General features: G+C 71.3%; 14 protein-coding genes. 6 read left to right on the top strand and 8 right to left on the bottom strand.

The window, feature by feature from the left end; all coding sequences use genetic code 11:
• Positions 1 to 15 precede the first annotated feature (15 nt).
• From EAD89_RS16390 to EAD89_RS16380, 3 genes are read right to left on the bottom strand one after another with little or no spacing between them, the layout of a single operon-like run.
• Positions 16 to 873 (bottom strand): ABC transporter permease, encoded by an 858-nt coding sequence (locus tag EAD89_RS16390; protein ID WP_121676338.1) that lies wholly within the window; start codon positions 871 to 873, stop codon positions 16 to 18.
• Complete coding sequence (locus tag EAD89_RS16385) at positions 870 to 1,883, bottom strand: ATP-binding cassette domain-containing protein (RefSeq protein WP_121654659.1); 1,014 nt, start codon at positions 1,881 to 1,883, stop codon at positions 870 to 872. Before EAD89_RS16385 ends, EAD89_RS16390 begins: the two co-directional genes overlap by 4 nt.
• A gap of 25 nt (positions 1,884 to 1,908) precedes the next feature.
• Positions 1,909 to 2,463, bottom strand: a complete 555-nt coding sequence (locus EAD89_RS16380) for an NADPH-dependent FMN reductase (protein WP_121654660.1) — start codon at positions 2,461 to 2,463, stop codon at positions 1,909 to 1,911.
• Positions 2,464 to 2,916: 453 nt separating this feature from the next.
• On the opposite strand from EAD89_RS16380, the gene EAD89_RS16375 reads away from it, so the two are divergent.
• Together EAD89_RS16375 and EAD89_RS16365 are read left to right on the top strand one after the other, a co-directional pair.
• Positions 2,917 to 4,773 (top strand): hypothetical protein, encoded by a 1,857-nt coding sequence (locus EAD89_RS16375; protein ID WP_121676337.1) that lies wholly within the window; start codon positions 2,917 to 2,919, stop codon positions 4,771 to 4,773.
• Positions 4,774 to 5,225: 452 nt separating this feature from the next.
• The gene (locus EAD89_RS16365; RefSeq protein ID WP_121676335.1) at positions 5,226 to 5,741 is read left to right on the top strand and encodes a GNAT family N-acetyltransferase; all 516 of its coding nucleotides are present in this window, start codon (positions 5,226 to 5,228) and stop codon (positions 5,739 to 5,741) included.
• 25 nt (positions 5,742 to 5,766) lie between these two features.
• On the opposite strand, the gene EAD89_RS16360 is transcribed toward EAD89_RS16365, so the two are convergent.
• Positions 5,767 to 6,753 carry an aldo/keto reductase gene (locus EAD89_RS16360; RefSeq protein ID WP_121676334.1) on the bottom strand — a complete coding sequence of 329 codons (987 nt, stop codon included), beginning with the start codon at positions 6,751 to 6,753 and terminating at the stop codon, positions 5,767 to 5,769.
• Positions 6,754 to 6,930: 177 nt separating this feature from the next.
• Here EAD89_RS16360 and EAD89_RS16355 point away from each other — a divergent pair, with 177 nt between their 5' ends.
• Positions 6,931 to 7,851, top strand: coding sequence for a hypothetical protein (locus EAD89_RS16355; RefSeq protein ID WP_121676333.1), 921 nt, complete (start codon positions 6,931 to 6,933; stop codon positions 7,849 to 7,851).
• Between the two features lie 52 nt (positions 7,852 to 7,903).
• Here EAD89_RS16355 and EAD89_RS16350 read toward each other — a convergent pair whose 3' ends face one another.
• A complete protein-coding gene (locus EAD89_RS16350) occupies positions 7,904 to 8,899 on the bottom strand; it encodes a DUF5937 family protein (protein WP_121676332.1) in 996 nt (331 codons plus the stop codon).
• A gap of 130 nt (positions 8,900 to 9,029) precedes the next feature.
• Here EAD89_RS16350 and EAD89_RS16345 point away from each other — a divergent pair, with 130 nt between their 5' ends.
• Positions 9,030 to 9,560, top strand: a complete 531-nt coding sequence (locus tag EAD89_RS16345; RefSeq protein WP_158610745.1) for a nuclear transport factor 2 family protein — start codon at positions 9,030 to 9,032, stop codon at positions 9,558 to 9,560.
• Positions 9,561 to 9,636: 76 nt separating this feature from the next.
• On the opposite strand, the gene EAD89_RS16340 is transcribed toward EAD89_RS16345, so the two are convergent.
• From EAD89_RS16340 to EAD89_RS16330, 3 genes are all read right to left on the bottom strand, one after another.
• On the bottom strand, positions 9,637 to 10,332 hold the full coding sequence (locus tag EAD89_RS16340; protein WP_121676330.1) for a hypothetical protein: 696 nt from the start codon (positions 10,330 to 10,332) through the stop codon (positions 9,637 to 9,639).
• Between the two features lie 78 nt (positions 10,333 to 10,410).
• Positions 10,411 to 11,262: an aldo/keto reductase gene (locus EAD89_RS16335; protein ID WP_121676329.1), complete on the bottom strand. Its 852-nt coding sequence runs from the start codon at positions 11,260 to 11,262 to the stop codon at positions 10,411 to 10,413.
• A 141-nt stretch (positions 11,263 to 11,403) separates the two neighbouring features.
• Positions 11,404 to 12,369 (bottom strand): LysR family transcriptional regulator, encoded by a 966-nt coding sequence (locus EAD89_RS16330; protein ID WP_121676328.1) that lies wholly within the window; start codon positions 12,367 to 12,369, stop codon positions 11,404 to 11,406.
• A gap of 52 nt (positions 12,370 to 12,421) precedes the next feature.
• Between EAD89_RS16330 and EAD89_RS16325 the strand changes: the two genes are divergently transcribed.
• On the top strand, positions 12,422 to 13,336 hold the full coding sequence (locus EAD89_RS16325) for a serine hydrolase (protein WP_121676327.1): 915 nt from the start codon (positions 12,422 to 12,424) through the stop codon (positions 13,334 to 13,336).
• A 154-nt stretch (positions 13,337 to 13,490) separates the two neighbouring features.
• Positions 13,491 to 14,468 carry an MBL fold metallo-hydrolase gene (locus tag EAD89_RS16320; protein WP_121676326.1) on the top strand — a complete coding sequence of 326 codons (978 nt, stop codon included), beginning with the start codon at positions 13,491 to 13,493 and terminating at the stop codon, positions 14,466 to 14,468.
• Positions 14,469 to 14,474: the final 6 nt, after the last annotated feature.

The following is a 14,474-nucleotide window of genomic DNA, read 5'->3' as shown; positions in this document are numbered from 1 at the left end:
CCGGGTGCGGCAGGGTCAGCGGCGGTTGTATCGGTACATGGTCAGCGTGCCGAAGACGACCACGAACCCGACGCTCCACGCCAGCAACCACATCGTGTTGGACGGGTCCGACGAGCCGGCCATCGCCGCGCGGACCGCGGCCACCAGCTGCGTCACCGGGTTGACGTTCACGAACGCCTGGAGCCAGCCGGGCATGGTGCTCGGCTCGACGAAGACGTTGCTCAGGAACGTCAGCGGGAACAGCACCATCATGCTGACGCCCATCACCGACTTCTCGCTGCGCAGGACCAGCCCGAAGAACGTCCACACCCAGGAGAACGCGAACGAGAAGACCACCAGCAGCCCGATCCCGGCGGCGACACCGGCAACCCCGCCGTCGGGTCGGAACCCGAGCGCCAGCCCGACGCCGAGGATCACCAGGGCGGCGAGGATGTAGCGCAGCACGTCACCGAAGATCATGCCGACCAGGGCGGCCGGCCGCCAGACGGGCAGGGTCCGGAAGCGGTCGAAGATGCCCTTCTCGATGTCGGTGTTGAGGCCGACGCCGGTGTACATGGTGATCATGACGACGCTGGTCACCATGATGCCGGGCAGGAAGAACTGCAGGTAGTCGCGCGGGCTGTCGGCGAGGGCGCCACCGAACAGGTACGTGAACATCAGCACCATGATGATCGGGAACGCGGTCACGTCGAAGAGCTGCTCCGGCACGTGCTTGATCTTCAGCATGGCCCGCCAGCCGAACGTCAGCGACGCTCCCAGCGCGCTGGGTCGGGGCGGTCGGGAACCGGGCGCGAGCACGGTCGCCAGCGCCTCGGCGGACGGGACGTAGACGGCGGGCGCCCGTTCGGTCGTGGTGGTGGTGACGTTGCTCATCGGGCTGCCTCCAGCTGGTCGTCCCGCTCGTCGGCGGGCACGGCGGGGTGGTCGGTCAGGGCCAGGAAGACCTCGTCGAGGCTCGGCTGGCCGAGGGAGAAGTCGTCGACGACGATGCCGGCGCGGGCCAGGTCGCCGAGCGCGCGGGCGGCCTGCGCGCTGGCGTCGAGGTCGGTGCCGGCCTCGCCGACCCGGGCCAGCAGCGCGACCGGGTCGGCTTCGAGCTGCACCGGTACGCCGAGGGCCGCCTGGAGCACCTTCTCCGCCTCGGGCCGCTGCGCGGGGTCGCGCAGTCGCAGGTGGACGGTGCCGGAGCCGACCGACGACTTCAGCTCGCCCGGGGTGCCCTCCGCGATCACCCGGCCGTGGTCGACGACCGCGATCCGCCCGGCGAGCTGGTCCGCCTCGTCCAGGTACTGCGTGGTGAGCAGCACCGTCGTGCCGTGTGCGACGACAGCGCGGATGATCTCCCACACCTGGTTGCGGCTGCGCGGGTCCAGGCCGGTCGTCGGCTCGTCGAGGAAGAGCAGGTCCGGGGTGTTGAGGATGCTGGCGGCGATGTCGATGCGCCGCCGCATCCCGCCGGAGTACTTCTTCACCTGGCGGTCACTCGCGTCGGTCAGGCCGAACGCGGCGAGCAGGGCCGCCGCGCGCTCGCGGGCGGCCGGCTTGCGCAGGCCGAGCAGGCGGGCCAGGAGCACCAGGTTCTCCGTGCCGGTCAGGTCCTCGTCGACGGAGGCGTACTGGCCGGTGAGGCTGACCCGGGAGCGGACCGCGTCGGCCTCGGTGACCACGTCGTGCCCGAACACCCGCGCCGTGCCGCCGTCGGGGCGCAGCAGCGTGGCGAGCACCCGCACGGCGGTGGTCTTGCCCGCCCCGTTCGGGCCGAGCAGGCCGTAGACGGTGCCGGCGGGCACCTGGAGGTCGATGCCGGCCAGCGCCCGGGTGTCCCCGAACGAACGGGTGAGCCCCGCGGCCTCGATGGCCAGGCCGGTGGTGCGTCTACTCATGATCCTTACCTTTCGTTGGACGTGTTCAGGAGGCGTAGGGCCGGGCGGCGCGGCCTTCGCGCAGCGCCAGACCCCACCAGCGGAGCTGGTCGAGCAGGACGCGGGCGTCCCGGCGCAGTTCGTCGGTGCACTGCGGCGTCGGCTCACCGGCGAGCAGGTCGATGCCGACGACGTCGCGCACCGTCATCGAGTGCAGTGCGGTGAAGATGGTGCGCAGCTGGTCGACCGCGTGCAGGCCGGTGGACCGGCAGCCGTACGACACGAAGCCGACCGGCTTGGCCTGCCACTCGTCGTACGCGTAGTCGATCGCCTGTTTCAAGGGTGCGGGGAAGCTGTGGTTGTACTCGGGGGTGACCACGACGAACGCGTCCGCCCTGCCCACCGCGCGGACGAACGCCCGGATGGACGCGGTCGGCTCGGCGGGGTAGCTGGCCGGAAAGTCGTACTCGGTGAGGTCAACGACCGTCACCGTGAGGTCGTCGTGCCGCTCGGCCTGCTCGACGAACCAGCGGGCGACCCGGTCACCGGCCCGCCCCTCCCGGGTGCTGCCGATGATCACGGCGATTCTGAGCGGCGTCATCGTTTCCCCTCCCCGGCCTCGTGGTCTCACTCGTAAGGCGCGAGGCAGCGACCGGCGGCCCGCTAGATCGGATCTAGCGAGCTCGGAATCCACACAACACCAAGCGTCCACTCGACCAGCGCATTCAGCCGGTTGGACGACAGAGTCACGGCCATTGCATTGAGTACCGTGGACCCGATGTTTGTCGGTGCGTTGTCGGCGCAGGCAGGCAGCTGTGACCGTTTCGGTGAGATCGCGTCACGTTGTGGTAACAGGTGTCACTGGCGTCGATCTTTTCGCAAACATTGCCCGTGTATTCAATGCCAGGTCAGAGTGGTTTACATCACATCGTGAACCGCCAATCATGACGGATTGCCCTATTTGGACGGGACTTCGACATGGGTTGCTGTGCTGTAGCAGCGTGTACCACCTTGAGTACTCATCGCTGTCGCAGGGCGGGGAGCGTGATGGTCAATGAAGAAGCGGCACTCCGTACGGAAGATGATGATGAACATCGCCTTCGCTGGCGCGGGCGCCCTTCTCGTCACCACTGCGGGAAGCACAGGTTGGCTCCGGCACCGCTTCGATGCGTACGGCGAGTGGTTCGTCCGCAACGGAAACCTGCTGGAGGGTCTTGCGCGGATCCTCTGCCTGACCGCCGCGATCGTCCTCGGCGGGGTGATCTTCTCTCGGTTGCGGCAGCGTCTGGGCGAGGAGAAGACGGTGACGCAGCGCCCCGGACAGCCCGACGTACCGTGGTTGCAGCGCCTTCAGGTGTCGGCGGCCGAGCGCCTCAGCGAGCAGGACCGCAAGGCGATGACGATGTTCGTGGAGCTCATCGTCGACCCGGCCCGCTCCCGCTCACGGCTGGCGGAAACCATCGACCTCGACGAGCGGGCGGTGCGGCAGCAGGTAGCGATCTCGTTCAGCCTGCCCGACGCCGAGGATGGCGGAAGGGCTCTCTACATCCCGATCCTGCAGCCGGTGAAGGGCGAACTGGTGGACAACTTCCAGCTGCAGTCGGCGGGAGGCAGTTCGTTGCCGACCCTCTCCTACGAGGAGACCACCAAGCTGGCCGCAGCGGGGCTTCGGCTCATCCTCATGGAAATCTTCGCTGCCAAGGACGCGCCCTCTCCGCCGACAACACTGGACGAGCCCGTGCGCGCAGCCGAGCTGGCCATGCTCCAGATCGTGGCGACTCGTGGGCCATTGCCCACCGGTCAGGTGCACGAACGGTTGAACGTGATTCTTGAGAAGATCAAATTTCCCGACGACGACAGTCGGGAACGCGTCCGCAAGTACGTCTCGGCCCTGGGTTGGTCGTACCCGATCGTCGCGGTCATCTCCACGGCCGAAGCGTCCAGTGGGCGATTCCTAATCAAGTACGAGCGGACCTACGTGCCGGCTTCCCTGACCACGAGTTGGCGGGGTCTGCTCCGGCTCGGGCTCGGCCTCAAGCCGGACAAGGTGGCGATCCCCGTGGAGATGGCCCTCACCGCCGAGAGCTACCACCTCCGGGTCAACGCCCCTGCGAACAAGTACGTGATCAAGCAGTTCCTGCAGTGCCGGCACTGCAGGGTCCTATTGACTCGCCAGTGGCGCGGCAGGGCAGCTGTCGGGGTCCCCGCCGACGAGGGCCGACACGGCAAAAAGGCCGACAACAAGAGGCACCTCTGCGCGCACGAACTCGACAGGTCGAGAAGTGCGACCGACGATGACCGGGTCACCGATCATCATTTCCGAGTACGCCGCAAGCGTGGGCAGAATTTCGTGCACGTCTACATGCGTGGCTATTCCCGGGCTGCGCCGAAACTGCGAGACCTGCAGCTGATCACCACCTTTAAAGAGACCCCGCCCGGTGCCCGAGGGCGCGCGACGATCACCGCCCTGGCCACCACCCTCCTGCTGGCGGTTGCCGGCAATCTCGTGACCAGTCCGCAGAGCGCCCAGGTGGGAGGTCTGCCTGCCCTGATGCTGGCGTTGCCGGCGGTGGCCGCCTCCTGGTTCGGCCTCTCGTCGGACAAGGACGCGCTGGTCGGTGGGTCACTGCTCGCGCGCCTGTCGCTCATCGTCAGTGGAGTGGTCTCGGTGGTCGCGGTTGTGCTCTATCTCGGCTCTCCTCCACCGACTGCACCGGACCCGATCATCGCGGAGAGCATCGCCGACCCGCTGACCTTCGTTGGAATAACCGATTGGCGGTGGATCACGCTCTGCCTCATCTCGGCGATGAACTTGATCTATATCAGCTACCGGTTCGCGCTCAAGCTCGTGCACTTCAATGACCTGATAAGGCGCGAGGATCTTGGTGCTGGCGACTTCGCATGGCGATGACGAAAGAGACTGGAGGAACTGTGGCGACACCCGACACACCGAGACCTGAGGGGCAGCCCGAAGGGCAGCCCGAGGATCAGTACCTCGTGGACGACGCCGTCTGGGTGCTGCCGTCCAGCAGCTACGTCGATCCAGGGCCGCCGTTGGAGACGAGCCTCTTTGACGACCCTCAGCGCCTCAACCGGGCCTGGTCGCTCACCATGTCGACGTTGCGGGCCGAGGCCCTAGAGTCGCCGCAGCAGCGTCGGCAGGTCGGGGATCGCGCCCAAGCTTTGATCGACGAGGCCAACCTGTCGGTCACACCCTCAGGCGACCGGGAGTCCGGGCACCCCGTCGAAACGGCGTCCCCCATTGCCGAAGCCAAGGGCGGGCCGCGCACGGGGTTTGCCGACCGAGTCGACCGGCTAGCCCAGGCGACTCTGCGGGCTGCTCGGCCGCGACACAGTTAAGGAATGGCACAGATACGTATCGAGCCGTGGCACGAGGACGACCTCGACCTGCTGCGGCAGCTCAACTCACCGGACACGCGCAAGCACACCGGCGGCCCGGAGACCGATGAGCAGGTGCTCGCCCGGCACGACCGCTACGTGCACTTCGCCGAGGGTGGCCAGGGCTGCATGTTCACCCTGGTGCTGCCGGACGGGGCGCGGGCGGGCAGCGTCGGCTACTGGGCCCGGGACTGGCGCGAGCAGCCGGTGTACGAGATGGGCTGGGCGGTGCTGCCCGCGTACCGGGGGCAGGGGCTGGCCACCGCCGCGGTGCGCGCGGTCGTCGACGTGGCCCGCGCCCGGCGGACCCGCCGTTACGCGCACGCCTACCCCTCGGTCGACAATCCCGCCTCGAACGCGGTCTGCCGCAAGGCCGGGTTCACCCTGCTGGGCGAGACGGGGTTCGAATACCCGCCGGGGCACCTGATGCGTGCCAACGACTGGCAGCTCGACCTGACCGCCCCACCGGCCGAGGGCTGACGCCGGCGGGGCGGTTTGTCGCAGGTCACCAGGTGGTGTCGAGGCGGTGCCGCTGCTCGGCGGTCAGCTCCAGGTCCACCGCCGCGAGGCTCTCGTCGAGCTGGGCCACCGAGGACGCGCCGACCAGCGGGATCGACGGCAGGTCACCGCCCAGCAACCAGGCCAGCACCACCTGGTTGACCGTCGCACCGGTCGCACCGGCCACCTCGCGCAGCGCGGCCAGCCGGCGGGGCGCGCTCGGCAGGTCGTACGCCGCGCTGAGCGGCTTGTCCGCCCGCGTGAAGGCACCCTTGAGCAGCGGCGAGTACGCCACCAGGGTCAGCTCTGGCTCGGCGCGCAGGTAGCTGAGCAGGTCGCCGCTGACGCCGCCCGGCTCGCCGTCCGGGTCCAGCGCGCTGGTCAGGTCGGTCCGGTTCGGCAGGTAGCTGCGGTGGTACTGGAGCACCTCGTACCCCGGCAGGCCGGCCGCGGCGGCCAGCGCGCGGGCCCGCTCGACCCGCCAGGCCCGGTGGTTGCTCGCCCCCAGCAGGCCCACCGTCCCCTCGGCGACCAGCTCGGCGAAGCCCTCGACGGTCTCCGCCAGCGGCACCGTGCGGTCCTCGATGTGCGCGTAGAGCAGGTCCAGCCGGTCCACGCCGAGCCGGTCCCGACTGCGCTCGGCGGATTCGCGGATCACCTTGGCGGACAGGCCCTCGGCGTTGTCCAGGTAGCTGGTCCCGGGTGCCAGCGGGCGGGCGCCCAGCTTGGTGGCGATGACGATCTCGGGGCCGACGCCCCGGCTGCGCCGCCACCGTCCGAGCAGTTCCTCGCTCTGCCCGCCCTGGCCGTCGTCCACCCAGAACGCGTAGTTGTCCGACGTGTCGATGAAGGTGCCGCCGGCCTCGACGTACCGGTCGAGGATCGCGTACGAGGTGGCCTCGTCGGTGGCGCTGCCGAAGAGCATCGCGCCGAGGCTGAGCACGCTGACCTCGCGCCGGGTCGCCGGGTCGGTGCCGATCGTGCGGTACCGCATGGGGATCTCCTTCCGGGCGCCCTACCGGTGGGCGCCCGCGTGCCACCCTGCCGGCTGGAGCGCACTCCAGGTCAAGCGTTCACCAGGGCAGGGCGGATCGTCAGGGAGGTTCGGTGATCGTCCAGCGGACGATCTCGTCTCAGGTGCGTTCGGTGCCCCTGTGGCACAGTCCTGAGTGTGCCGTTGGATGAGCTGCCGGCCTGGTTGCCGGCTTGGTGTCTGGACCATCTGGGCGGTGAACCCGCCGGCGTGCTGTTCCAGTCGCAGCAGGTCTCGACGGTGTTCGGTCTGCGGTTGGCCGGCGGCAGGGACGTCGTGGTCAAGGCGCGCGCCGACGACGGCCGGGCCGCGTCGTGTGTCGCGGCGCAGGCCCGGCTGGCCGAGCGCGGGTTCCCGTGTGCCCGGCCGCTCACGCCGGTGGTCGGTGTCGGTGCGCTGGCCGTGCACGCCGAAGAATTGCGGCCCGGCGGCGAGGTGTTGCACGGGGACTCGCCGGGCATGGCCATGCGCTGCGCGGAGGTGTTCGCCCGGCTGATGGGCGAACTTGCCGGCGTGACCGTCGCGCCGCCGCTTCCGAATCCGCCCTGGGTGCGGTGGGACCACACCGATTCTGGGGTGTGGCCGGCGATCGACGTTCTCGACAGCCGGGACCAGAGTGTCGTGTCCGAGCACATCGTGGAGACGGCTGAGCGGGCCCGGCGGCGGCTGCTGGCCGCCGGCCTGCCGTGCGTGCTCGGCCACGCCGACTTCGAGGCGCAGAACCTGCGGTGGCAGGGTCGGCAGGTGTGGGCGGTGCACGACTGGGACAGCCTGGCGTGGCAGCCGGAGGCGGCGCTGGTGGGAGCGGCGAGCGGGTCGTTCGCCAGTTCCGGACCGCCCACGCTGGCGCCGATCGACAGCTCCGAGGCGTTCCTGGTGAGATATCAAGACCTTCGAGGGCGCTTGTTCACGGCCGTGGAGCTGGAGATCGCATGGGCGGCCAGCTTGTGGATGGCCGCGTACAACGCCCGGGAGATGGCACTGTGCGGTGGCACCCCGGCGGGCGGCGATGCGCTACGGGCGCATGCAGCCGAACGCCTCCGCCGGGCTGACGCGTGACACCAGTACGTGCACCGGACGGTGGAAGCGCGTTACCGTACCCTGGCCGGGATCAAGGGCTCGCCGAGCGCGTCGCACCCTGATCCGACCGGCAGCCAACCAGCTCGTCCCCGTGGTCGGACCGCCGGTAGAGCACGCTGTGCCGCTCCCGGGCACGGACCACCAGGCCGGAGCGCAGCAGCACCCCCAGGTGGTAGGAGACGGTGGCCGGGGCCAGCCGGTGCCGCTCGCTCAGCTGCCCGGTGGACCGGGGCACGTTCAGGTCCGCCAGGATCGCCGCCCGGCTCACACCGACCAGGTCGCCGAGCCGGCCCGCCCGGCGCTGCTGGGCCCGCCCGGCGCCGATCGGGTAGACCAGCACCGCGTTGCCCTCGTCGCAGAGCTGGGTGGACAACTGCGGCCAGGCCAGCGCCGACGGCGCGAGCACCAGCTCCGCGCCGGTGAGCGCCGTGGTGATCCGGTACGAGCTGTCGATGGTCAGCGACCTGCCGGTCCAGCCGACCCCGGGGTGCAGGCCGTTCAGCATGCTGCCCACCCCGGCGGTGGCCATCGCGGTGGCCCGCACCGCCAGCTCGGCCTCCAGCGTGGCCCGCACCGCCGGCCACCGCTCGGCGAGCGCGGCCTGCCAGAAGTGGCGCAGCCCGTCGGTGACCCGCCGGGCGAGGGTGCCGTCGTCGACCGCCGCGCGGACCCGCGCCGGCATCCCGCCCGCCGGGAACCGCTCGTTCACCTGCATCGCCACCGCGTCGGCCGGGGTCGCCGCCATGGCCGCCAACTGCTGGTCGAAGACCGTGTCGAGCGGACCCAGCGGCGGTTTCGGCGTGAGCAGGTCCGGCGTGTAGCCGAGCCGGCCGGGCGGCGTCACCAGCTCCGCGACCAGGGCCACGTCGGGGTGCCGCAGAGCGGCGCGGGCGGCCGGACCGGGATCGCCGTGCACCGGATGCCCGAACCGCGAGAGCGCGGCCCGTAGCCAGGACGTCACCTCCGCGGCGGGAGAGATCGCCAACCGGAGCCGGGCGAGGCTCGGGCCGTCCAGATGCGCGACCATCACAGCGCGGATCGTACAAGCGGTGGCATCGATGTGCGGTCCGCATTCGAGCTGGTTCGAATCAGTGGCCGGCAGCGTGGCGGGCCGGGTTGGCTGCGACGGCACAACCACTCGTCCGAAGGAGAACCCGATGCGCCCACCTGCCTCCGCCCGCCCCGCCGGCCGGCTCGGCCGTACGATCGTCCTGGTCGGGCTCGCCGCCGGATTGTTGGCGGCTGCTCCCGCCGCGGTGTCGGCCGCCGGCCCCGCACCGGGCGACACCACAGCCGGCGACGCGGCGGCCCGTGGCTGCGAGCGCGCATTCGACCGCGCGGTCCGGGCGTACGTGGAGACCACCGCCCGCCGCGACCTGGACGGCTTCGCCGCGCTGCTGCACCCCGACGTGACCTCCGTCTTCGCGTCCGACGGGGAGGTGCTGGACGGCAAACGGGCCACCGTGGACTGGCTGCGCGGGTTCTTCGCCGACGACTCCTGGACGCAGTCGTTCAGTGTGGCCAAGCAGACCGTGGTGGGCTGCCGGACCGGGTTCGTGCTGTTCGACTCCGTCTACGCGGTGCCGGCCACCGGCACCAGGGTGCCGCTGCTGATCGGGGTCAGCTACACGTACCACCACGGGCGCTGGCTGGTGCTGCAGAACCAGGACTCCGTGGGCCGGATCTGACCGAAGGCTGGCGAGGGGTCGTCGGCCGGGGGGAGGGGCGGGCGCGGCAGCAGCGGCGCCCGCCCAACGGCAGCGTTCAGACGGCCTTCTCGAAGGCGGCAACCGCCAGCGGCGCGATCTTCGCGATCAGCGCGGTGCTGGCCGCCAGGTCGCCATTGGCCGCAGAGGCGTCCACCTCCATGACGAAGTTGCCGCGCACCAGGAGCAGAGTGCACTGGTGCCGGGTCGCCTTCCCCTTCAGCCGCTCGCAGAAGGTGATCACGTCCGGGCCGTTCGGCATGGGCGGAGGCGAGGGCCGCACGATCGTCGACGTGCGCCCGTCGTCGGGCACCTCGTACTCCTTGCACGTCGCGAGGACGGACCGCAGCTCGTCGGCGAGCTTGCGACCGGACACCTTCAGGTAGCCGACCACGTACTGCCGGATCCACACGGTCTCGCCGTCCCAGAGCCGCTCCCGGTACGCGGTGCGTTTGATGTCCGACGGCAGGCTCGCCCTGCACAGGGAGATCAACTTCCAGGCGTCGGTGTTCTCGTCGGTGTACTGGGCGATCTCCGGGTTGAACTGGGCGTCCAGGTCCAGCATCGCCCCCGTCACCCGGCTGCGGACCTCGGCCGTGGAGGTCGGCGCCGGGCGCGGCTTCGGCGGGGTCGGCGAGGCCGACACCGCCGGCGCGGACCAGCGGGGAGCCCCGGCGGCCTGGCTCGGGGCGCAGGCCGCCGAGGCGAACAGAAGCAACGACAGCGGAACCAGGATGGTACGGCGGAGCGACATCGCCGGGGGCGGTCCTTTCACGCGAAAAGGGGGCCCGACCGGGCCCCCTTTCACTGTGCGCCGTCGCCGACCGTCGCGTTACGCCGGCAGGTAGGCGAAGGTGTCCGGGTGCCCGCCCTGCCGGCCGGACTCGCCCTTGTCCAGCTCGGTGATCCGCTCCATCGCCGTGTCGTCCAGCTCGAAGTCGAAGATCCGGGTGTTCTCCTCGATCCGCTCCGGGGTGGTCGACTTCGGGAAGATGATGTCGCCGCGCTGCACGTGCCAGCGGAGCACCACCTGCGCCGGGGTCCGGCCGAGCTGCTCGGCGATGTCGACCACCGTCGGGTCGCCCAGCACCTTGCCCTGCGCGATCGGCGACCACGCCTCGGTGAGGATGTTGTGCTCGCGGCCGTAGGCGCGGACCTCCTCGTTGCCGAAGTACGGGTGCACCTCAATCTGGTTCACCGCCGGCACCACGTCCGCCTCGACGGCCAGCCGCCGCAGGTGCGACACCTGGAAGTTCGACACGCCGATCGAGCGGGCCCGGCCGTCGCGCTGGAACTCCTCCAGCGCCTTCCAGGTGGAGACGAAGTCGCCGTCGTACAGGGTCGGCAGCGGCCAGTGGATGAGGAACAGGTCGATGTAGTCCATCTTCAGCGCCGCCAGCGTCGAGTCGAACGCCTTGCGGGCGTCGTCGGGACGGTGGAAGGCGTTGTTCAGCTTGCTGGTCACGTAGACCGAGCCGCGGTCGAGGCCGGACTCGCGGACCGCCTGGCCCACCTCGGCCTCGTTGCCGTACATCTCGGCGGTGTCGATGTGCCGGTAGCCCACCTCCAGCGCCTTCGCCACCGCCGCGACGGTGTCCTTCGGCTCGATCTGGAACACCCCGAAGCCGAGCTGCGGGATGGTCGTGCCGTCGTTCAGGCTGATGTCGGGAATCGTGTTGGCCACTGCGGCTCCTTCGCGTCTTTCGTTCGAGGCACCCGGGCGCGAGATCACGTCCACCCGTGCCACCTGTTATCCCTACCCGAGCGGGTGGTGGTTTCACCGCCGGATCCGAAGTGACGAGCGCAACGTGGCGTGCGGGCCGCTTCACCCGGTCGTGTCGAAGAGCACCGGCCAAGGTCGCGCGGCGGGCGCCGACGGGGTGCCGGGCGCGATCGGCGCGGGCTCGGCACCGGCCAGCACCTCGGCGGCGAGCTGCCCGAACATCGGCGCCGCCGGGTGCGCGGACCGGTCCGGCCAGGCCGCCGAGGTGCGCTTTGCCAGCGGCGCGCCGGCGATCGGCCGCCAGGCGATCCGGGGTTCCCGGCGGGCCACCGTCGCCGGCTCGACGGCCGCCGCGCCGCCGGCCAGCACCAGGCCGAAGAGGAACTCCGGGTTGCGGGCCGGCCGGACCCGCGCCGGCCGCCAGCCGTGCCGGCGGCACACGTCCAGCAGGTGGTCGTGCCAGCGCGGCGCCGTGGCCCGGGGCGCGGCCACCAGGTCGAGGCCGGCCAGCGCGGCGAGCGCCACCTCCCGGTCGCGGGCCAGCGGCGAGGTGCGCGGCAGCAGCACCCCCAGGGGTACGTCGACCGGGGCGCCGAAGCGCAGCCCGTCCGCCGCGACCGGGTGGTGCACCAGCCCCACGTCCAGGGTGCGTTCGGTGAGCATCCGCACCTGCTCGCTGCTGGTCAGCTCGTGCAGTTCCACGTCCAGGCCGGGAGCGCGGGCGGTGAGCCCGTCCAGCATAGCGCGCAGCGTCACCGCCGGCGTCTCCGGCGGCACACCGGCCCGCAGGACGCCCAGCTCGCCCGCCCGGACCTGTCCCATCAGGCTGCGGAGCCGACCCTCCCCGGCGAGCAGCTCTTCCGCCTCGCCGAGCAGCAGCTCACCGGCGGTGGTGAGGCGCACCTGGCGGCGGGACCGGTCGAACAGCTCGACCGTCAGCTCCCGTTCGAGCCGCTGGATCGACTGGCTCAGCGGCGGCTGGGCCATCCCGAGCAGCTCCGCGGCCCGCCCGAAGTGCAGCTCGTGGGCGACCACCACGAAGTGCCGCAGGTGTCGGAGCAGGTCCACGGCCGGGACCCTACGCCAGCGCCGGCATCGTGCTGCTGGATACCGTGCCGGGGTGGACGTGGGGGAGCGCATCGAGGCCATCTTCGCCGGGGCCGCGGTCACCGGCAGCCTGCACGCCGTCGACCTGGACGCCGTGGACCTGACCGCCGACGACCCGGCGGGCGGCGGTCCGGAGGTCGGGGTGCGCGCCGACGAGCAGGTGGTGATCGCCTCGATCTTCAAGATCCTTCTGGTGCTGGAGTTCGCCCGGCAGGTCGTCGCCGGTCAGCTGGACCCGACCGAGCGGATCCTGGTCACCGCCGCCGACCGGCTCGGCGGGTGGGGGCTGGCCGGCTGCACCGACGACGCCGAGGTGTCGCTGCGGGACCTCGCGTACTTCGCCATGTCGGTCAGCGACAACACCGCCGCCGACCTGCTGCTGCGCCGGGTCGGCCCGGACCTGCTGCCGATGCTCGCCGCCGAGCTGGGGCTGACGCGTACCCGCGTGCTCGGCGGCCCCCGGGACCTGGTCGAGGCGATGCTCGCCGACGTGGGCGCGCGGACCGAGGCGGAGTTCGCCCGGATCTTCCCCACGTTGCCGGTCGACCGGGTCCGGGCGATGCGGGTGTTCGACCCCGCGCGCACCACGTCCAGCACGGCCCGGGAGATCACCCGGCTGCTCACCCTGATCTGGCGCGACGAGGCCGGGCCGGCGGCGGCCTGCGCGATGGTCCGCACCTGGATGGCCCGGCAGATCTTCTGGACCCGGCTGGCCGCTGGGTTCCCGCCCGGCGTCCGGGTGTCCGGAAAGACCGGCACCCTGCCCGGCCTGCACCTGGAGGCCGGCGTCGCCGAGTATCCCGACGGCGGCCGGTACGCCATCGCCATCTTCGCCCGTGCCGACCGGCTGGCCCCGCGCCGGATCGACGTGGACCTGGCGATGGGGCAGGCGGCTCGCACGGCCGTCGAGGCGCTGCGCGCCGACTGATTTTCCGCCCGTCCGAGCGGCGGCACACGGGCCCTGAGCCGGCCCGATATGCGGATCGGTATCGGAGCGAACGGTCTTGGATCTTGGACTTGGGCGAGGTGGCGCTGGTTGGCTCGGATCGACCAACCGCCCGACCACGGGGAGTAGATCCGTCATGCCCAGTCTCGACCGTCGTCGCTTCCTGCGCGACGCCGCCGCCACCACCGCCCTGGTCTCCGCCGGTGGCCTCGCCGCTACCTCCGCCACCCCGGCCCACGCCGCGCCGACGGCCGCCGCCTCCGCACCGGCCACCCGTCGCGCCGGAGCGGTCAGCTTCCGCTGGTGGGGCACGGCCGGCTGGCGCGTCGACATCAGGGACCGGACCGTGCTGGTCGACCCGTACCTCAGCCGGATCGACACCGGCCTGTTCACCGGCCCGTTCAACCCGGCCGCCGGGTTGACCGTGCGCACCGACGTGATCGACCCGCGCGTCGACCGGGCCGCGACGGTGCTGGTCACGCACACCCACTGGGACCACTTCATGGACGTGCCGTACATCGCCGGCCGCACCGGCGCGCGGGTGTTCGGCACGCTGACCGCGTACCACCTGGGGTTGGCCTACGGGATGCCGTCGACGCAGCTCAGCCCCGTGAAGGGCGGAGAGGTGCTGGACTTCGGCGATCACACGATCGAGGTGGTCGGCTCCCTGCACAGCCGCAACCCCTCGTACTCGGTGGCCTTTCCCGGTGTGCGGGTGAGCCCGCCGCCGCGGCCGGCGACCATCGCGGACCTGCCGGAGGGGGACACCCTGGGCTACCTGCTGCGGGTCGACGGCGGGCCGTCGGTCTACTTCACCGGGGCCAGCGACGTCGCCGAGCGGAACCTCACCGGCCTGGCGCCGGACGTGGCCATGGTGGCCATGCAGAGCGCCACCACCACCGGCGACTACCTGCCCCGGCTGCTGGCCGGCCTGGACTACCCGAAGGTCGTGGTGCCGGTGCACTGGGACAACTTCGAGACCGAGCTGCGGAACCCGCCGCCCGTCGCACCGGCCGACCGCGTCCGGCTGGACGACATGATCGCGGCGGTGCGCAGGATCTCGCCGCGCAGCCGGGTGCTGGTGCCCGAGTACGAGACCGCGTACCACTTCTGACCGGCC

It is taken from the genome of Micromonospora sp. BL4 (assembly GCF_003667505.1).
Taxonomy (GTDB): Bacteria; Actinomycetota; Actinomycetes; order Mycobacteriales; family Micromonosporaceae; genus Micromonospora.
This window is presented reverse-complemented; position numbering and strand designations above follow the sequence as displayed.